Origin of the sequence: Nostoc sp., assembly GCF_036916735.1 — a bacterium.
GTDB lineage: Bacteria > Cyanobacteriota > Cyanobacteriia > Cyanobacteriales > Nostocaceae > Nostoc.
Window position 1 is genome coordinate 99,347 of sequence record NZ_JBALFV010000108.1, and the last position, 19,898, is coordinate 119,244.

The window sequence follows — 19,898 nt, forward strand, 5'->3', positions numbered from 1 at the left end:
AAGCCTTCTCTACGAGAGGCTGCGCCAACGGCATGGCTTCGCTTAGAGCGAGTCCGCGAGCGTCATTTTGAATTTTGAATTTATTTCTCCCCATTTTCCAATTAATAAACAGAAAAAGAATTGACAACCTCATCAATCATTCGTTTAACTTTCGGCCAGCGTTTTTCAGGAATTGAGGCGTTGAAGGTAAAAAGTTTACCACGGCTAACAGCAACACTGGTGATGTTGTGTCGTTCCTGTTGATTGGGGAGTTTAACCTCATACTCTAAAAAGTAGTATGTTTTACCGTCTACTTCTCGCTGTGCAGCATTGACTAATTCAGCCGAACGACCAGAATCAGGAGGCGCTAGGGCTGCTTTTCCCAATTTATATCCTACTTCTGTTGGGGTTCCCAATTCTGACAAAGTTTTGCCTTCTGGAACTGGGCTAATCACAACTGAAACATTTTCAGACACCTCAATCAAATCGTGGAAAACCACATCTGGCCCATCGGCAACTTTAACTGCCAGCCAACCGTTAGGATATAAAAACTGATAGCCATCACTACTGTCTACAAAGCTTTTGAGTCCAGCTGCAGCTGCTACACCAGAATTACTCAGGCTGAAGCTCAACACCAATAGCAAAATTAATACAATTCGTTTCCACCTTTCTACAGATTCCTTTGGGCTGGAGACAACACTAGCCAGTTTGTCCAGAAAGCGGGGAGCGATGTAGTAACCCATGAGCTTGTTTATGAATAGTTAACACTTCTAAAGTTAATGTTAAGTTTTTCTGGGGACAGCGATCGCTTAAAAATCGTCAAAAATCAACATTGAATGCCTGAACATCTGTACTGCACATTTAGTTTTTTCTGTCAATGTATCAATTAAATAAAAATTATCGATTAGTGAAAAGATAAACCCTTTAAATGATAAGCTTTATCAATATTTTTAGTCGCAAAACATATCCTTAATAGAAAATTATTATGTGGGCGCATCGCCAAGGAGATTTGGCAAACTCCTTTGAGTTACCGAGTTATGTACGTACTGATGCTGCCATTTACTACAAGCAAGGAAGATTGCGGACAGCCCTCAATTTCAAAAATTTGTTTGACATTGAATATTTTGAAAATACTGGTAGCAGTATACGGGTTAATCCTGGTGAACCATTCACGGTGGTGGGAACAGTAAGTTGGGAATTTTGATTTTAGGTAATTTAGAAGCATTCACCATAAATCAAGACGACTTTCAAACTTATTCCTGTTTGTACCGGGATTGGGAGATGTAGGCGATCGCTACTAACAGAAAAATCCCAAATAGTTCACGGGTTAGGTAAGAATTAGGGATTTATTTGCGATCGCTCTTACCTGATATCATTATTGCCAACATTATCTGTATGCTTAATAAATATTATTCTCATTTAAAGGCAGCATACACGTAATGGTAGTAACAATTTCACGCCAAGCTTACTGGCAACTCTGGGATGAAAATGCCGATAATATAAGTAAATTTGACCCTAATGATGACTTAGACATTATCTACAAGTATCCTCAGGAATTAGGTCAAGGTTACTCACGATTCATTTGGCTACGGCAAGGAATCGAGTTAAACATTGGCGACTACCACAATTTTGATGGAATTATTCTTCATCATCAGGAACGGGAACATCCTCTAGAATACAATTTTCAACTCAGTGGAAGTTATACAACTCCATTTTTATCTGTTAATACCAAAGAATATAGTTTATGCGGTAGTGGAATTGCACCGCAAGAATATTGTCAATCATCACCAGGACAGCAGATACAAATTAATGTTCACATAGAACCAGAGGTTTTTCGTTCATTTATTGGCGATCGTTCGGGAGATTTACCAACAGAATTACAGCATTTAATTGCAGCAGAAAATCGAATTTATTATCAAAATTCTGGAAAAATTACTCCTCAAATGCAAGCTTGCTTACAGCAAATTTTACAATGCCCTTACTACGGCATAACTAAACGCATGTACTTGGAAGCAAGAGTTTTGGATCTAATGGCGTTATTGGTGGAACAAGAGATAGAAGCGCGAAAAGGTAAAGATTCGACTCATTCTCTGAAATCAGATGATTTAGAACGCTTATACCACGCCAGAGAAATTTTATTACAAAATCTTGACAATCCTCCCTCTTTGGTAGATTTGTCACGACAAGTAGGTTTGAATGAATGTACTCTGAAGCGGGGTTTCCGTCTCGCCTTTGGTACAACAGCTTTTCACTACTTACATCACTACCGCCTTGAAAAAGCACGACAACTATTGCATACAGGAGATATGAATGTTGTAGAAGTAGCGCGAATAGTGGGTTTTGCTAGTCGCAGTTATTTTGCATCTGCTTTTAGAAAAAAATTTGGAGTCAATCCTAAAGAATATCTAACTAACCGAAACAATTCCCGTTAGCGTTCAAAAAATTCCCTCTAACGACCATAGTTCACCCTCACACGCTAAAGCATTCCTGTAAGCTTCTTGATAAGAATTATTAATTGTCAATCAAGTCAGGTTCAGCAAGTTGGTGTTTGAGGAGTTGTGATGAAGAGTTGGTTATCTAACAGTTTTCAGTTGTGGCTGGCACTGAGTCTATCAGGATGTTTGAGTGTTTTGGTTATTGTGCCTGTGTCAGCACAAGTTAAATCAGACACCCAACCCTTACTAGTGCAGTCGTCTACACCACAAATAGCACCTGCATCAGAAATAGTACCAATCACAGGAGTGAAAGCAAATCTCACTAATAAAGGTGTGGAAATAATTTTAGAGACAACTGTTGGGACTAAACTGCAAGTTACAAATCGCAGTGCTGGTAATAATTTTATTGTCGATGTATCTGGCGGGCAATTGCGTTTACCATCGGGCGATACTTATACATTTCGTTCTGATAAACCGCTTACGGGAATTACTGAAATAACAGTAAATAATCTCGATGCAAATACTGTGCGAGTCACAGTAGTGGGTGTTGCAGCTCTGCCCACAGTTGAGTTATTTGACGATGATGCAGGTCTAGTTTTCGGTATAACTTCTGCTGCAACAGCTACCCAGCCACCTCAAACACCTCAAGCCCAACAAAAGCCAGCACTGTCTGCACCACAGCAAGAACCAACAGCACAGCAAGATGAGCCGATTGAGCTTGTGGTGACAGGTGAACAAGATGGATATCGCGCACAGGATGCGTCAACTGCAACTAAGACAGATACTCCTCTACGTGATATTCCAGCTTCGATTCAAGTTATTCCCCGCCAGATAATTGAAGACCGTGCTGTTACTCAAGTTAATCAAGCACTGCAAAATGTTAGTGGTGTCAATGCTTCTGTTTATCAAGGCGTTACCGAACAAATTAATATTCGCGGTTTTGATACTGGTAGCTATTTTAAAAATGGTAGTGCAAACCCTTTTCAATATGACCTGGTTACAACAGATAATTTAGAGCGGATTGAAGTATTAAAAGGGCCTGCGGGTGTTTTATTTGGACAAGGATCTCCCGGTGGAATCGTCAACCTAGTCACCAAAAAGCCATTGAACGAACCTTACTACAACTTATCATTCTCGGCGGGTAGTTTCGGTTTGTATCGACCTTCCTTAGATATTTCTGGGCCGTTGAACGCAGATAAAACCCTTTTATATCGCTTTATCGGCTCTTACGAACAAACCCTCAGTTTCCGCGATGGAGTTAACCGCGAGAGTTATTTCTTTACGCCAACCGTCCAGTGGAACATTTCACCCGCGACAAAATTAACAGTGGAGTTCGAGTTTATCGATGCTGATACTTCGGTCGATCAAGGTATTCCCTCCATTGGTCGCCAGATTGCAGCGATTCCAATCTCGCGCTATTTCAGTGAAACTGATGGGATAAACGAACCTTTTGGTAAAAATAGCGTTCGCAAGTATAACTTGACTACCACATTAGATCATCAGTTGAGCCAGAATTGGTCAGTTCGCAATACCTTCTTTGCTAAGTGGTTTAATCTCGGTCGCCTCTATCCAATATTCGCAGGTTTGAATGAAACAACGGGAGAATTGACACGTCGTACCTATGCTGCGGAAGGTCTTTACCGCAGTTATTTCAATAACTTAGATATCCTGGGTAACTTCAAGACTGGTTCGATACAGCATAAGTTGTTAACTGGGTTTGAGTATGGGAAGGAAATTAACACAGACTTGAAGTTTGCAATTGGCGCAAGTGGTTCGTACCCATCGATCAATATTTTTAATCCCATTCGTTCCCCTGACAGATATTCTCTGGACACACTTCCTATTACCAATAATCGTGATGAAAACTATACAACTTATGGTTTTTACCTCCAAGACCAGATTGCTTTTACTGATAATTTGAAGTTATTGTTAGGTGGACGATTCGATAATTATCAACGAAATCAATTTGACCGATTGAATTCAACACCCACCGAAGCCAATTTCACTGCTTTCAGTCCCAGAGTCGGGATTGTCTACCAACCCTTACAACCTGTATCGTTGTATGCCTCCTTTACAAAAGGTTTTGAGCCAAGTTTTGCCACATTAGAAAGTGGGAACGCTCCACCACAACGGTCAACACAATATGAAGTGGGAACCAAACTAGACTTTGGCAAATTTGGTGGAACTTTGGCTTTCTACGACATTACAAAGACTAATATTCCCACAGCCGATCCGAATAACCCACCCTTCGACATTTTGACTGGAGAAGTGAAAAGCCGAGGTATCGAACTAGATGTATCAGGTGAAGTTTTACCAGGATTAAATATGATTGCTGCCTATGGCTACAATGATGCCTTTGTCAGTAGCGACAATAGTACTCCTGTAGGAAATCGGTTTGCTAATGCGCCTCGTCATACAGCTAGTCTATGGACAACTTATCAACTCCAGAGAGGAAATTTAAAAGGCTTGGGATTTGGTTTAGGTGTTTATTATGTAGGCGATCGCGCTGGCGACCTTGCCAACTCCTACGAGATTCCTAGCTATCTTCGCTTCGATAGTTCAATTTTCTACCGACGAGATAACTGGCGAGCGCAACTGAACTTCCGTAATCTGTTAGACACAGAATATTATCTTGGCTCACCAAATAGCGATCGCTTAGGTGTGATTCCTGGCGCACCTTTTAGTGTTGTGGGAACGATTTCAGTCCAGTTTTGATGAGCATCGTCAATTGAGTATTCCCACAATTGGTATCGGTGCAAAATTCACTGCGATCGACAAGTTTTAGCTACTTCAGATGCAATACGCTTGGATTATCGCCAAAAACCTTAAATTAAATAAGAACCTATCCCACTATTCTAATAATCCTATTTCTTCTCGGAAAATGTGCTTGAAAACCTTGATTTTTCGTTTTCAGTTCTCAATAAGCTTAAGCTTTGTAGCAGATATATTATTAGTGGGATAGGTTCAAATAAGGTGCTAATCGAGAATACAGAAAACCCCGACTTGATAGCCGAGGTAGATGGGAGAATTCCAAATGTCAATGAGATATAGCGATACCGAAATCTTTTTTTCTTAGCTAACTACCAGTTAAAGTTTGGTCTTCGCTAAGTTATGTAAATAAATTTAACAATAATATTACAAATAGTCAACTAGACTTGACAAAAAAAGACTGATAGCTCTTATAAGAGCTACTTATCAGGCACAGAATGGAATTATTTTTGGAGGTGTGGTAAGTAAAGTAGGGAAAATAAAACGAGTTACTGGCTAAGATAATGGGATGAAAATGAGAACTAATCGCCTGTAGAGAATACAAAACTGAATGATTAGCTGTATAAATCAGGGGAGGTGGAATTAAGCCAGAGATTTGAGAAGCTAGCTACTAGATCACCAAAGTCTTTACAATTCCTTTGTTATCTCAAAAAGTATTTCTCGACCTATGACGAATCAAGCTCCTATCCCGGTTATTGTCAACGGTGCTGCTGGTAAAATGGGCCGTGAGGTAGTTAAGGCGGTGGCGCAAGCGCCTGACTTAAACCTAGTGGGTGCAATTGACCACAGTTTGGAACATCAAGATAAAGACGCTGGAGAGTTGGCGGGTTTAAGCGAACCCTTAGAAGTGCCAATTACCAATCAATTAGAACCGATGTTGGGGTATGTGGCTGGGGAGAGACAAGGTCCTCCAGGGGTGATTGTAGACTTTACCCATCCCGATTCAGTTTATGACAATATTCGCAGTGCGATCGCCTATGGTATTCGTCCTGTAGTTGGCACTACTGGGTTAAGTCCAGAACAAATTCAAGACTTGGCAGACTTTGCCGATAAAGCTAGCACTGGTTGTCTAATTATTCCTAATTTTTCCATTGGTATGGTACTGTTGCAACAAGCCGCAGTTGCAGCCTCTAAATATTTTGATCATGCGGAAATTATCGAACTGCATCACAACCAAAAAGCTGATGCTCCCAGTGGTACTGCCATTCAAACGGCGCAGTTATTGGGAGAATTGGGTAAAACTTTTAATCCTGCTCTTGTAGAAGAAACGGAGAAATTACCAGGAGCCAGAGGTAGTATAGCAGATGAAGGAATTAGAATTCATAGTGTACGCTTGCCAGGATTGATTGCTCATCAAGAAGTTATTTTTGGCGCAGCAGGACAGATTTATACTTTACGACATGATACGAGCGATCGCGCTTGCTATATGCCAGGAGTGCTACTAGCGATTCGCAAAATCTTAGCGCTAAAGTCGTTAGTATATGGATTAGAAAAGATACTTTAAACACACTATTGCTCACTTAGCACTCATGTTAGTAGCACTGACTCGCCAGAAATTTGAACAAGTTATCCCCCTAATTGCCACTGGTTTGCAGTACAAGTACTACTGGGGGAAGTTCTCAAATTTTTTGCAACGGCTGTTAGTTTCTGTAGTTGCCGTAGTTGTTATATTGCTTGTGACAATCATTTTTAAGCTTGAGTTTGCTTCAATAGTATTTGTGCTGGGGGTAATTAGCGCTTTTTTTTGGCTGTGGTATCCAGTGTTTCAAGCAAGTATGCGAAATTTGCAATGCCGCCGTTATAAGTATGGCGGCTTTTTCCGTGGTCGAGTGCTAGATTGGTGGATTACAGACCAGTTAATGGGTAAAACCGAAACGGTCAACAGCAAAGGTGAATTGGTGATTGTAGAAAATCGAGAAAAACAGATTAACTTAGAGGTGGGTGATGAAACAGGATTTAGCATTGAGTTTGTAGCACCATTACGTCCAGCTCACAAAGTTATTACTCGTGGTCAAATTGCAGAAATGGTAGTGATGTCAAATCGCCCAGATTTGAGCAGTATTGAAGAATTCAGCGATATATACTTTCCTAGCCGTGACCTGTGGGTTAGCGATTATCCTTATTTACGGCGAGATTTCTTTAACGAAGTTGGTCGCCGCTTGCGTGAGGACCAGCAACAAAAGCCGCGTCGGCGACGTCGTCGCACAGAAGAGTAAACTAGTCAGCAATCAAAAGATTTACGAACGGGAGAATCTAGGCTCCTTGCTTGGCACTAATTAACAAAAATATCTGGATCTTCAAGATTTTAAAATAGTATTTGCAATAAAGAGTCCGATAAAGCCGAAGTTCCTAACTCCCGTGATTTCCATTTTGTCCATAGGCTTGCCAAGCCAAGTCTACCAATCCATCAACGATCGCAGCTGCTACAACTGCATTACCTTTGCGACTGTCAATTGTGATGTTAGGCACTAGGGAGTCTTGTAAGCCTCTCTTAGCTTCATCAATATCTACAAATCCCACAGGAGTAGCAATTATTAAAGCAGGTCTAATTTCCTCAGCTTCAATTAAATCCACCAGTGCTGTTAATGCTGTTTGCGCTTGACCCACTACAAAAATGCCCTCTGGATAACGCCTTGCTAAGGTTTCTATTCCCCATGCTGCGCGAGTTTTTTCTTTTTGAGGACGTGTCAGAGCTTCCATGCTGCAATACAGGGGATTAGCAAAAGTGTTTTGAATCTCGTAGGCAATACCTACTTGCACCATCGGGACATCTACTACAATTGTGGTACGCGCGGCGAGTGCTGCTGCTCCTGCTTGCAAGGCACGCTCAGAGAAACGAATCAAAGACTTATACTCAAAGTCAGCTGTAGAGTATATTACCCGACGCACAATCTCATACTCTGCGGGTGAAAAGACATGATTTTCAATTTCACTATCAATGATTGCTAAACTTTGAGCATCAGTTAAGTGCCATTCCATTTTTGTTGAGCTTCTCAAATATTAGCTTTCAGCTTATCAGCTTCAGAGAGTTAGGAGTTAAGAGTTAAGAATTATAAGTTAATTAAAAACTCCTCACTCTTGTACAGACGCGATTAATCGCGTCTCTACTCAGCACTCTTGTACAGACGCGATTAATCGCGTCTCTACTCATTCATATCTCATTACTGGAAGAAGACCGACTGAAAACAGGAGATAGGTAGGCAACTAAGACGCCAATGAAAAATCCAGAGATATTGCGAACTAGAGGTAACCAGTCGCTTGTGCGTGTCACCACTGGTCCAATGCCAAAGGCAAGAAACAAGATTCCCCACAAAGGTGAGAAAATTAAAGCCCATTGCCAAGCAAAAACTTGTCCTTTCTCGCGGGGTTGAGCTGCAAATCCACAAATCACCCCACCAATAATTGAGGTAATCAAGGTGAGAATCCATTGCTCTCGTGGCAGTCCGGGGACAACATTACAACCACCCTTGAGTAAACAGCCTTTAACGGATTCTAAAGCTTGCAGAATAGCTTGGTCTTCGCCTTGTTCGCGGACAAAGTACAAGTTACCGAAGCGGGTTTGCAGTTCTATCCAAAAAGTCCGGGGTAAAAGTTTATAAACAGCATCGCCAACGCTAAAACTGAGGATGTTACCGCCACGAGAATCGGCAACTAGTAGAATGCTTTTGTCATCCAAACCCCAATATTTTATAACTGCCCGACCTGGGGTGCGGTCATACTGGGTCAATACTCGCAGTTTCCAGCCCGTATCGGCTTCAAACTGCTCTAAATCTTTAACAAGCTTTTCTTCTTGCAGGACAGGAAGAGATTTTGCTAAGTCTACAACTGGGGTAAAGGTATTAGGGAGTAACTCAGGATTGTCATAAGCCAGTGCTGGGGGAGAATGCATGACCCAAATTGACCCAGCCAGAAAAAATACTGCAATAGATACCAGAATTCTTCGCCAAAAACAAGATTGCATGGACGTTTTTATACAAATATTAACGGTAAAAGTGAACAAGTTGTTTTAAAAGAGTACTGGAAAAGTGATACTTCTTTACACTTGTTTACTTTACTCTAATCTAAGGGATCAAAGCAAAGCGTTTTTGAATATTGGGTATTGGGTATTAGGGACTGGGGACACTTCTCTTCTCTACGAGAGGCTGCGCCAACGAGACGCTTTGCGTAGCTTGCTTCCCCAAAGGGGTACGACAAGCGGTAGTTGAGCGGAGTCGAAACTCAGTGCATCGCTGGGGACTGGGTACTAGGCAAGAGTTTTTCTAATCGCCTTAATGCTTTTTCAAATTCGATTTGTTAGTTATACCAATTGTCCGATATTGTTCTAGTCGCCAATCTTTAATCCCCAGTCCCCAATTCAATTTTCATCATCGAAATTGTTTTCCCAGCTAGCGGCGTCGCTATAACCGTCATTAACACGGTAAATTTCTGTTTTACTCCGGCGATTTTCTTGCTTTAGCACTTCTCGTTCTCGCAACGTTAGTGATAGTTTTTCATTGCTTGGCAAGCGATCGCTTGTTCGCCTTGTGGGTTTTTGGCGCGTGAAATTTTTCCAAGCAGCTTTCGCGCCAACAAAGATGCTGCGTGTACCTACTTGCAGATTTTGAGCCTGAATTCTTGCACTATCAAGACCTTGATCGACTTGTTTCACGACTTTATTAGCACTTTTTACACTTTCACTGACATCATCAGTTAAGTCAGTGATTTCTAAACCAGTCACACGGATAGCTTCTAGAGTGGGCGGTAACTCCCGCGAGAGTGTATCAAATAGCTTTTCTGCACTACGAGCAGCGCGTGCTAACTCCTGCAAAGCCGGTATTGCCGCCACTAAAACCGCAGTCAAACTTGTGGCGACTAAGAGTAAAGAAAGTCCCAACCAAAACAGGGGTTCAATCACGGTTGTGTCATTTATGAGCGTTCTAATTGTTGGGGAAGAGAATCTGAGTCTTCAACATATGTTTGCCGCTTCAAGACTTGGCTTTCTCGCTGACTGGCATCTACACCTGCTGCGATCGCTTCCTGTAATCTATCTAAAGTCTCATCCCAGTTTCGTAAGGCGATCGCAGAGAGACGATCTGCCTGGATTTGTACACTCGTTGATAAATCTTCTGCCAATTCTGGGATAGCATTAGCAGATTTTTTCAAAATTTTACGCGTTTCGCGCCCTGTGCGCGGAGCTACGAGCAAACCGGTCAAAGCACCGATGGTAGCTCCCAGCATCAAACCGCCAAAAAATACTCCAGAACGGTTATTAGACATCTTGTTATTTCTCTCCTTACACCCATTTTAGGCGGGTTTTCTCTCCTTGTAAGACTCCACCGATTTTATTCAGTTAATCTATCGTGACAAAATATCAGCCCAAAAAGTTGCTTTTATTCATTAAATATTAAAATCATTAGTTATTTATAATCAAAACTCCCCGCGTCTTTGTCTCATCGTATCATTGCGTCCCTATATTAGCCCTGATTATAAATATTCTGTGAACTTGACATAACTCATTTTCCAACACTTCTTTTGGCTGGTGTTAACTCTAACCTACGAAAATAACGTTGCCAGATTTGCTGTCCGAGCAAAAGTAGACTGATAATTTGCCGCACTCGTTGGATTTGCATTTGTAGTGCTTGATTTTTATGCCGTAAATTATAAATACTCTCCTGACCGAGATAAATATTTTTGGGTGCTTTATTCAGTGCTGCATGGGTACAACTTTCATAGGCAGTTAACCTATCTGTTATGTATGCTAATTGCTGCTTGAGTTGCCAAACCTGCCAAGATACATATAAGAGCATCAGCGAAATGAGGGTGTTAACGAGGATAACTAAAATAACCATTGTTTATATTCACCAATATCATTAGCTTTGAGAACTTTTTCTATATACTTGACTTTGTTCTTATTTAATGATTAAAAAACTAAAAAATAAAAACTCTGGCACAAAGAACAGTCGGGATTATGCAACAAAGAGTAGTTAGATGAAGCTTTGAGCGTTATTAAAAGGCTTTACTAAGTGAAATTTAGTCTAACGCTAAAAAATTACTAAATTGCCAATTTTGTAACCACCAGATGCCCACAGTTCATAAAACCACAGCTACAATTGCTTTAGATTCACGACTCGGTTTGCGAAATCAACCCGTATGCTCTATAAGCCCCAGCATTACTACGTTCCACTCCTTAAGCTGATAATCCTAGATCATTTGCGACTTTTGCAGAATGTAAGCACAATGGTATAGCCCCTTCAACAGATGGTGAGAGAACTACACTACACTCTTTACCGGAGGCTCCCCAGCATCACCTTTATTATTGTGCTTTTACCCTACCAGTTTTCCAGTCTGTCGCCTGAACTTAACTAACATTTTGCCTACAAAAACCTAATTTGGGGTTCATCAAGCAAAAATTGCTGGATGTGCGTTGGGGAAAGGAGAAAGTTTATTAGTTTCTCTCCCCTTAAAAAGGCTTGCTCTAATTCCCTCCTTTTTAAAAACGGGGAAGACCAAGCTTTAACCCAAGCGTATTGCCTTTAACCTCTTCCTTGTTCAAGGCTTCCCTTTGGTGTTTTACTAATCCGTTACTGATAATGATTATTTTTTCTATACATCCAGTAGGAGTTTAGAATGTCAAAAAAATTACCATCAACTAATTTATTCCGAGCTATTCTTGTTGCCTTGACAATTGGATTTGTTGGGTGTGAAAATCAAACTGCAAGAACTGCATTCACTCAGACCACTACTCAGGTAAATGAGAATCTTCCCAGAGTCGTTGCAACAACAAGTGTATTATGTGACTTAACCAGACAAGTTGCCGGAAATACAGTTAACCTTACCTGCTTAATTGATTCTAGTGCCAACCCCCAATTTTATAAACCAAAGCCGGAAGATCAAAGAGCCATTAAGGAAGCTAATCTTATTCTTTATAGTGGCTATAATTTAGAACCAAATCTGATCAAATTAATTAAAGTGACTAAAAACACTGCACTGAAAATAGCCGTTGGTCAGGTTGCGGTGTCTAAGCCACAAAAATTTCAGAAAGGGGACAAGAATGTAACTAATCCTTATCTTTGGCACAATACCAAGAATACTATTAGAATGGTGCAGGTAATTAATAGTAACCTGGGAAAATTAGAATCTACCGAAGCGGAGGCTTATACCAGCAATACCAAAAGAATCACAAATGAACTCACTCAACTAGATAGCTGGATTAAGTCAAGAATTGCCAGTATTCCTCCCAAAGAACGCAAGTTAGTTACAACCTCTGATGCACTAAGTTATTACGCCAAAGCATACGGTATTCCATTAGCAGGGCTATTACAAGGTATTAGTACTAGCGAAAATCTGACAAATGCAAGAGTGAAAAACTTGGTTACAAATATTAAGCAGGCTAAAGTATCAACAATTTTTACTGAGACGGCAATTAACTCTAATGTGCTTCAATCTGTAGCTAGACAAGCTGAGGTAAAAATTTCTGACAGGAAGTTGTATGCTGAGGGACTTGGTGAACCTGGAAGCGAGGCGGATACTTATCAGAAAATGATGATTGCCAATACGCGCACAATTGTAGAAGGGTTAGGAGGGACATATTTAATGTTTGAAGCGAAAACTGCTCAGTAGTTATATAGCAGTTCTGAACTGAGTAGGTACTAAACCCCACCCCCCAGCCGCCTCCTTGCTCTTCGAGAGCTTGCTCTAATTAATCTGATAAACCGACTTTTTTAGCTAACAGAAAATTCGGTTTATCAGTCTATTTTTTTAATACTAAAATGCGAATGCTATTTATCTTTTAATCTAATATCAATAACAGTTGCATTGAAGTTGTAGTTAAAGCCTTCTAACTCAAATGGCATACCAATTTTAACTTTACTGTTACCGAGAACGGGACCATTATCAGTCAGTTGAGCTTTGCCATCTAAAGTCATAAGCAAATCTGTACTAAAATTGTTGGTTTTTGGGTCTGGTAATTCTTTAACAGTACCATCAGGTTGGGAAACATTAACTGTTCTAGGTAGCTGCTGAATGGATTTAATCTCAATCTCACCGTGGGGTTGATTGCGGATAATCACATTAGTTTTCCCGCCTTTTTTTAATCCGTTATTGAATAATTGTTCAGGGTCACGGACATTCAAACCACGAACTACTAAGTCTACTTCTATGGGTACTGTTTTCGCACCGACTTGGGCAACAGAACCAGAAGTGCCAGGAAAGATAAAGATGCCAAATATAACTAGCAGAATTACTAGTGCAGCACCTAAATCTAAGAGGTTGATTTTGCCGAATAAGCGACCTTTTGAATCTAAAATAGCCATAGAAAGTTTTCCGAGGTAATAGCGAAGTAATTGATTGTAGCAAGAAGGTTTTCAACAGTTATCAGTTAATAATTGTAAGTCAATTAAAAGTCAGAGTCCCTCACTTCTAACCAGTGGTGTGTTTAAGTCGGGGTGGTCACTGAGCGTAGCCGAAGTGTCAAATCCCTGAAGAGTTACCGTGATAACTAACAACTGTTGACTGTTCGCTGATTTAATGGGAATAGTAATTTTCCCTATTTGGTAATAACTCAAAGCGCTGGGCATTGCAGTTATGCGACAGTTTATCACGAGTTCGTAAGTTCGCAAGGGTGGCAGCTAACCCTTAAACTTTTGCTTGTTAAGATTGACACACTAAAAAATTAATATCTAGTGTTTAAGCCTATCTATAGAGGGAATCTCTGACCCCCGTAATTCAGTAAGTTTGCTTAAACATTAGTTGTATAACAACTCCTTTGGTCTTGATTTAAGAATGCAACTTAGAATACTCTAAATCCGTCTCATAATTTGTCCTATTATTTTATGTTCTCCCAAAATAATCTTCAGAGCGTATTATGTTCAACTGGAATTTTGTTGCAAATTACCGTGTATGGCGGCGTCGCTGGTTTTATCCTATAATTTCAGTGATAGTTGCCTTGAGTCTGTGCTTGAGTACACCCCTACCTGGAAGAACTTTAGACTTCTTGCCTCTTTTACTCCAAGGAGTTCAGGCATTTCAGCTTTCTAATATATCCCCTCGCCAGGAAGTTGATTTGGGTAAGCAGATTAATCAAGAATTAGTAAGCAGTCAAGTGCGGCTTTATCGCAATCCAGAAGTTAATCGCTATGTGCAACAAGTTGGTCGGCGTTTAGCAGCTAATAGTGATCGCCCCGATCTCCCTTATACTTTCCAAGTAGTTCAAGATGATAGTATTAATGCTTTTGCTACCTTGGGCGGCTATGTATATGTCCACACAGGTTTGCTGAAAACCGCAGACAATGAAGCGCAACTAGCAAGTGTACTCGGCCATGAAATTGGCCACATTGGCGGCAAACACGTAGTTAAACAGATGCAGCAAAAAGCACTCGAAAGTGGTCTCCTAACAGCTGCTGGCTTAGACCGGAATACGGCGGTGCAAATTGGCGTACAGTTAGCGCGAGACTTGCCACGCAGTCGTAAAAATGAATTTGAGGCTGATCAAAGAGGACTACGAACTTTGACACGGACTGGTTATGCTCAGTCTGCAATGGTTTCTTTTATGCAAAAGCTGCTAAATAAGAGTGGTTCTGCTCCGACATTTTTAAGTACGCATCCCGGAACGAGCGATCGCATTGATGCCCTCAGACAGGCAATTAACTCTCAACCAAGTAAAGGAAATGATGGCTTGGAGAAGGCTAGTTATAAAGCTAATATTCGACCATTATTAAGGTCTTGAGGGCATTGGGCACTTGTACTGCCCTTCGACTACGCTCAGGAACCGCGACTTGTGCCGAGCGAAGTCGAGGTAAGTCGAAGTATTGGGTATTGTTTATCCCCCAAGTTTAGCTTGTCTCCCTAATACCCTTCATCCTCCCTATTTCCCTACTCACGCTCATCTCGAAATATTGCTCAATTATGGTTGCGGCGAGCGACTTTGATTTTAGCTGGATTAACTCTGATCGTTATATCTTCTAAGGGCAAGGTACGGAGATAGTCTTTAAAAATATTAACTTGATAAACCAAGTTATTCGTGACATCTAATCCAGTCAACCAGCCACTCCGGGGATGATAAGCGCCAGTATCTATGTCTAGCCATCCCTCTCCTTGTGCCAGTTTGCCAGGAGAAACACCCGGCAGAGTAAAGGTAATGGTGTGACCGATGATAATTAGCTTATCTGGAAAGTAGGGTTTTTCAATGCTGTGAAATTCTTCTCGTATCCAGCATAGTTGATCGGCAGTTTGTTCTGTCACCGACTTGCAAGGGTCAACACCAGCATGAGTTAACCAAATATCCCCCAAGTCGAGATATGTAGGCAAACTCTTGAACCAATCCAGATGGTCATCAGGAATTGAAGCCTCATGGTAACTGGCTACGGTAGCTCGCCCGCCACTGTAGAGCCATGCTTGCATCGTCGGGGAGGAAGTTTTGTCATTGGTCAGAATGTTTAATAACATCTGCTCATGATTTCCCAGCAAACATGGGTAGTTATGTCGCTTGACAAAATTAACTACTTGTGAGCTATGAGGCCCACGATCAATTAAGTCTCCCAGAAAATAGATTTGATCGTCTGAGGTGGGGGCGATCGCCTCCAGCAATGTCATCAAACCTTCATAGTGGCCATGCACATCCCCAATTACAATTCGTCTGGGGCTAGTTTCGCTCATTTTCTCTTAGCTTCAATAGTTTGGCTAATACTTCTGCTACAGTTTAAGCTGTCTGGTTTCCGTAGTAGAAGGTAGAAATACTGAATAAGTTTTATTTTAATTTAATTATTCCCCCCCATAAATAAAATTAATTTATGATGGCAATGGGGTAGAATGCAGAATCTTGAGTGCTTAAGAAAGAAAATCGGCAAATTTCATTCACGTTCTTAGCTTAAAATTTAAGCTGTTGCTTCTATTTCAACAATGTCTAAGAATTTTTCTGCTGATATTAATTCGCGCATCTGCAAGCACATGAATGATGATCATGCTGATGCCATAGTTCTTTATGCTAAAGCATTTGGTGGTTTAACAGATGCGTAGGCGTAGCCCGTCGCAGACATCGCAGCACAAATGCTGTCAATTGATGCACAAGGCATGGATTTGACAGCGCAAGTGAATGGGGAGGCTGTACCAGTTCGCATTCAGTTTAATCATGTTTTAGCAGATGCGGAAGATGCCCATCAAACTTTAATCGCGATGGTGAAGCAGGCGTGGGTGAAGGCAAAGTAGAAATTGGGGTAATTGTATGACTAATGCTTGGCTGTCTTTAGACATGCCGTTTCGCTTTATCTTAGCTGTTAAAGATATTGGCTACTGTGGCATAAGCCTTGGTTTGGATAATTTCAAGCTTCCAGTCTGAAGAATAATCAGGCAACTCATAGCCAACACTCTTAACATGAGCCAACATCAACTTATCCCGTTGATGCCAAACTGCAAATATTCTCTCTCTGCCATCATAAAGCGTTTCTAGGTCAATTTGATAAACTTCATTTACCCACTTTAGTTTCAAGCCCAACAAATTTAACAGTCGGCTGAGTATTTTTATTGTCGAAACCTGCTCTTTCTGTCCACCTAAGTTAATCCCAAGCGCTCTTTTAATATGCTTACTATGCTGAAAAACAATATTTTTCAGCAATATCAAATCTGGATTACTCTCAGTAAATTCTCTTTCTGCTTCGAGAAACTGAAGCATTCCTAAAGCTCTCATCGCTTCAACTTTGAGCGTGTAAGTTTTTAAATCTGGGAGAAAAACTTTCCCTTCACCCCAAGACAATTGCTGATGCCATTCTTGCTGATCTCTGACGTGAAAATACTCGCTTTCGTGAGTTAGATAATAGTGAATTAACAATTGACGATAATATCCTTGGTCATCCTGCAATTTTAGCCAAGGAGTAACTTCTACACCATACCTTTGCCTAAGAACATATTTATTGATTTGGTTACGTTCTTTATCAGTCAAGGAATGCTTTACTAATAGCTGCTCATATTCTAAATAATTGATATCTTTAGCATTAGCTACAGCAGTTGCTACCGATAGTTGATTTTGTTGCTTAATCTCTTTAATTTTGCGTTTAATATCTTTAGCTTTTTGACGGCTTTGCGTCCAATCTTTTTGAACTTTGACAATTTCCAAAATTAATCTTCTGCGTGTAGCTAAATCATCAGCATCAGTTGCCAAAAATGCAAGGCGTAAATCTCGAATAATATTATTGTGAACAGCATTACTCCGCATCTGAATTTGATGCCCATCAGCAATCAAACCATCTTGCATTGATTGACGGTAAAGGCGGATAGAAGCATTTACCCGTGCAGATAACTTAGCCCAAGTTCGCAAATGAATCGGGTCATGAACTAAAGGTAAATCCACATCTATTTTATGTAGTGGACTAAGCAAAGCTAAATTTTCTTTTTGATTTTCCTGATACCAATCAGATAGCAAGCGATAATTTGTACTACCACTACCAATTAAGCCAATACCTCGTTTAGCGCACCAAACAACACGCGGTACATCATCCCGCACTCTCGCTAATGCTTGTCTTGCTTCCGAGTCAGGAATTACCCCTTGAAAAATCCCATAAACTCGGTCAAAGTGTTGGACATCAATACTAATTCCCGTACCAAGGCTAGGGGTAACAAAAACACTGTCATATTCAGAGATTTTTTCATTGATAGTTGCGATAAAATCAACCGCTTCGTGGCCAGGTGTGTTTATAGTGTGGCTACTAACTACTAAGGTTTTGGGAAATTGTCGTCGTAATTTTTGTAAGCGTTCTTTAACATAACGTTCGATTGTTTCACAACTGTAACGCCCAGCGCGACTATCGGTAGTAACATAACATTTACGTCCAGCAAATAAATCTAATTCTAGTTGGTGAATTAGCGGCGTTGGGTTGGGGGAATCATAAAAAGTTACCTCCCAACCATGCTGAGGTTTCCACTGATTAAGAACTACCCAAGGTGTTAATTTAATTCCTGCCAATCCTTGTAAATATTCAAGTGACACATTTGATAAATCAGCATCTTGGGCAATTACTAACCCCCCAGTTGTTAAAACCGTGGAAATTAGTTGCTGGAATAATTTTAATATTTTTACACGCTTGTGTTTACAAGTATTACTGTTTAATAGATGCCACAAAGACTGCTCTACTTCATCCAGAATTACTATTGCTCCTTGCCAATTTTCCGGGTTAAGTTTCCAAATAGAATCAACGCACAATCCAAAAGATTTGGGCATTGGGCATGGGGCACTTGTACTGAGCGACTTGCCTTGAGCGAAGTCGAAAGGAGCCGAAGTATTGGGCACTTGTACTGAGCGTAGCCGAAGTATTGGGCATTGGTTATTCTCCCTCATCTCCGTCATCTCCCTATCTCCCCATTGACCACTTACTATTCCCCATTTAATACCAATTTTTTCACATAAAAATCTTCCTAGTAAGATTCTGTGAGTGATTAATAAAACGGGTTGATTTCTAATTTTTGCTTGCTGAACAACGGCTTGCAGTGCTGTAGTTTTACCTGTTCCTTTTGCTGATTTGACTCCTACTAATCCAGAAGTGGGAAAAGGTATTTCACTTATATAAGGGCAATTGAAGGTGAGTGCAGCAGGAATAGTTAACTCAGTGTGGGGTTTGGTTTGAGCAAGATAAATTTCTAAATTAACACTTTGACGATAAACTTTATCAAAACTACTTGCACCTTTTGCAACGATAAACTCATCAACTCCTTTTTCTATTCCAGGAAGTTCGATAATTTTAACAGTGCATTTTTCTTGCTGAAATAAACAACCAAGTTGAGAAATAGCATTATTTACAGCAGCAATTGTTTTAGGTTGAGTTTCAAAATCAAAGCAAATATAAAAGCTACGCTTTGTAATTGCAAATGCTACTAAATCAGGAATTAGCTGACGACGGGTAACTTTGCCAAATTCATCTTTAACAACCCGGTAACCACTGGTAATTCCAGGAATGGCAATAGCTGCATATCCTTGTGTCAACAGTGTGGCTGCTTTCTTCACACCCTCGCAGAGAATGAGGGGAATGTTCTGTTGCATCACCCATTGCCAAAAGCCTTCAGCTTCACCATCAGCAGTAATGGTGATATTGTCAGGCACGACCAGATTGTAACGTGCAGCAACTTGCTGCCATACTTGCAGCGCTACCCGCAAGCAAAACACCCGCGTTGGCGTGCTGGGGGGATGCTCGTATTTGATGGACTTACCATTGTGATTCTGTCGCGGTTGGTTTGGCTTAAAGCATCCCCATTCCATCATTTGCCAATTATTTAAAGGGTCTAGCCCTGAACACCACCAACCACCTTCAGTGATATGAGCATAACGCTGCAACCATCCAGCTTTCACCATTCCTGTATTGGTGCGAGGGAGTAGCTCAGAAATCAACAGGTACTCAAAAGCTGTTACGCCTTGGAGTGACCTAAAATTGAGTTGCACTAAGTGTAAATCTATACCACTATTATTGACTAATTCTGCAAGGTGTTGGGGATGTAAATAGTGCAGATGCATAGGAAAACGCTCGAAGGGAAGACAATGAAATTAAAACATTAACATGCATCTGCTTTTTTGCTCTAAGAGAGATTGCGAAGCTTTTGTGATTATTTTTTTACTTCGTTGTAAGATACACATCGGTTAAGGCTTTAGTAAGTTATTCTGCCTATTAGATCCCCAAAGTAATAATTTTGTATTGTGATATTTGTTCGCTATTAATTTTTATTTATCAGTAAATTTTTCTGTTAAGGAATGCGAGCGCA

At 40.6% G+C, this 19,898-nt stretch carries 16 protein-coding genes and 1 pseudogene; 8 read left to right on the forward strand and 9 right to left on the reverse strand.

Going from position 1 to position 19,898, the window contains the following annotated elements; translation table 11 throughout:
• Nucleotides 1-101 precede the first annotated feature (101 nt).
• The gene (gene psbP, locus V7L20_RS26770) at nucleotides 102-722 is read right to left on the reverse strand and encodes a photosystem II reaction center PsbP (protein ID WP_334746979.1); all 621 of its coding nucleotides are present in this window, start codon (nucleotides 720-722) and stop codon (nucleotides 102-104) included.
• Nucleotides 723-964: 242 nt separating this feature from the next.
• Between psbP and V7L20_RS26775 the strand changes: the two genes are divergently transcribed.
• From V7L20_RS26775 to V7L20_RS26795, 5 genes are all read left to right on the forward strand, one after another.
• Nucleotides 965-1,183, forward strand: a complete 219-nt coding sequence (locus V7L20_RS26775) for a hypothetical protein (protein ID WP_334746980.1) — start codon at nucleotides 965-967, stop codon at nucleotides 1,181-1,183.
• 235 nt (nucleotides 1,184-1,418) lie between these two features.
• Complete coding sequence (locus V7L20_RS26780; protein WP_334746981.1) at nucleotides 1,419-2,411, forward strand: helix-turn-helix transcriptional regulator; 993 nt, start codon at nucleotides 1,419-1,421, stop codon at nucleotides 2,409-2,411.
• 129 nt (nucleotides 2,412-2,540) lie between these two features.
• Complete coding sequence (locus tag V7L20_RS26785; RefSeq protein ID WP_334746982.1) at nucleotides 2,541-5,129, forward strand: TonB-dependent siderophore receptor; 2,589 nt, start codon at nucleotides 2,541-2,543, stop codon at nucleotides 5,127-5,129.
• 721 nt (nucleotides 5,130-5,850) lie between these two features.
• On the forward strand, nucleotides 5,851-6,687 hold the full coding sequence (gene dapB / locus V7L20_RS26790) for a 4-hydroxy-tetrahydrodipicolinate reductase (RefSeq protein ID WP_334746983.1): 837 nt from the start codon (nucleotides 5,851-5,853) through the stop codon (nucleotides 6,685-6,687).
• Nucleotides 6,688-6,712: 25 nt separating this feature from the next.
• Nucleotides 6,713-7,399, forward strand: a complete 687-nt coding sequence (locus tag V7L20_RS26795; RefSeq protein ID WP_334746984.1) for a phosphate ABC transporter permease — start codon at nucleotides 6,713-6,715, stop codon at nucleotides 7,397-7,399.
• Nucleotides 7,400-7,532: 133 nt separating this feature from the next.
• On the opposite strand, the gene V7L20_RS26800 is transcribed toward V7L20_RS26795, so the two are convergent.
• The 5 genes from V7L20_RS26800 to V7L20_RS26820 form a co-directional block, all read right to left on the reverse strand.
• Nucleotides 7,533-8,162, reverse strand: a complete 630-nt coding sequence (locus V7L20_RS26800) for a precorrin-8X methylmutase (RefSeq protein WP_334746985.1) — start codon at nucleotides 8,160-8,162, stop codon at nucleotides 7,533-7,535.
• 172 nt (nucleotides 8,163-8,334) lie between these two features.
• Nucleotides 8,335-9,144: a TPM domain-containing protein gene (locus tag V7L20_RS26805; protein WP_334746986.1), complete on the reverse strand. Its 810-nt coding sequence runs from the start codon at nucleotides 9,142-9,144 to the stop codon at nucleotides 8,335-8,337.
• Nucleotides 9,145-9,537: 393 nt separating this feature from the next.
• Entirely contained in the window at nucleotides 9,538-10,077 is a 540-nt protein-coding gene (locus V7L20_RS26810) for a DUF948 domain-containing protein (protein ID WP_334746987.1), read from the reverse strand.
• A gap of 11 nt (nucleotides 10,078-10,088) precedes the next feature.
• Nucleotides 10,089-10,439 (reverse strand): YtxH domain-containing protein, encoded by a 351-nt coding sequence (locus V7L20_RS26815; protein WP_334746988.1) that lies wholly within the window; start codon nucleotides 10,437-10,439, stop codon nucleotides 10,089-10,091.
• Between the two features lie 236 nt (nucleotides 10,440-10,675).
• A complete protein-coding gene (locus V7L20_RS26820; RefSeq protein WP_334746989.1) occupies nucleotides 10,676-11,011 on the reverse strand; it encodes a hypothetical protein in 336 nt (111 codons plus the stop codon).
• A 778-nt stretch (nucleotides 11,012-11,789) separates the two neighbouring features.
• On the opposite strand from V7L20_RS26820, the gene V7L20_RS26825 reads away from it, so the two are divergent.
• Nucleotides 11,790-12,782, forward strand: coding sequence for a metal ABC transporter solute-binding protein, Zn/Mn family (locus tag V7L20_RS26825; RefSeq protein WP_334746990.1), 993 nt, complete (start codon nucleotides 11,790-11,792; stop codon nucleotides 12,780-12,782).
• 158 nt (nucleotides 12,783-12,940) lie between these two features.
• Here V7L20_RS26825 and V7L20_RS26830 read toward each other — a convergent pair whose 3' ends face one another.
• Nucleotides 12,941-13,474, reverse strand: coding sequence for a DUF4330 domain-containing protein (locus V7L20_RS26830; protein WP_334746991.1), 534 nt, complete (start codon nucleotides 13,472-13,474; stop codon nucleotides 12,941-12,943).
• Between the two features lie 551 nt (nucleotides 13,475-14,025).
• On the opposite strand from V7L20_RS26830, the gene V7L20_RS26835 reads away from it, so the two are divergent.
• Nucleotides 14,026-14,886, forward strand: coding sequence for a M48 family metallopeptidase (locus V7L20_RS26835; RefSeq protein WP_334746992.1), 861 nt, complete (start codon nucleotides 14,026-14,028; stop codon nucleotides 14,884-14,886).
• 173 nt (nucleotides 14,887-15,059) lie between these two features.
• Here the strand turns inward: V7L20_RS26835 and V7L20_RS26840 are convergent, their stop codons facing one another.
• The gene (locus V7L20_RS26840) at nucleotides 15,060-15,815 is read right to left on the reverse strand and encodes a metallophosphoesterase family protein (protein WP_334746993.1); all 756 of its coding nucleotides are present in this window, start codon (nucleotides 15,813-15,815) and stop codon (nucleotides 15,060-15,062) included.
• 243 nt (nucleotides 15,816-16,058) lie between these two features.
• Between V7L20_RS26840 and V7L20_RS26845 the strand changes: the two are divergent.
• A pseudogene (locus V7L20_RS26845) lies at nucleotides 16,059-16,364 on the forward strand (DUF2470 domain-containing protein).
• A gap of 61 nt (nucleotides 16,365-16,425) precedes the next feature.
• Here the strand turns inward: V7L20_RS26845 and V7L20_RS26850 are convergent.
• Nucleotides 16,426-19,653, reverse strand: coding sequence for a plasmid replication protein, CyRepA1 family (locus tag V7L20_RS26850; RefSeq protein WP_334746994.1), 3,228 nt, complete (start codon nucleotides 19,651-19,653; stop codon nucleotides 16,426-16,428).
• Nucleotides 19,654-19,898: the final 245 nt, after the last annotated feature.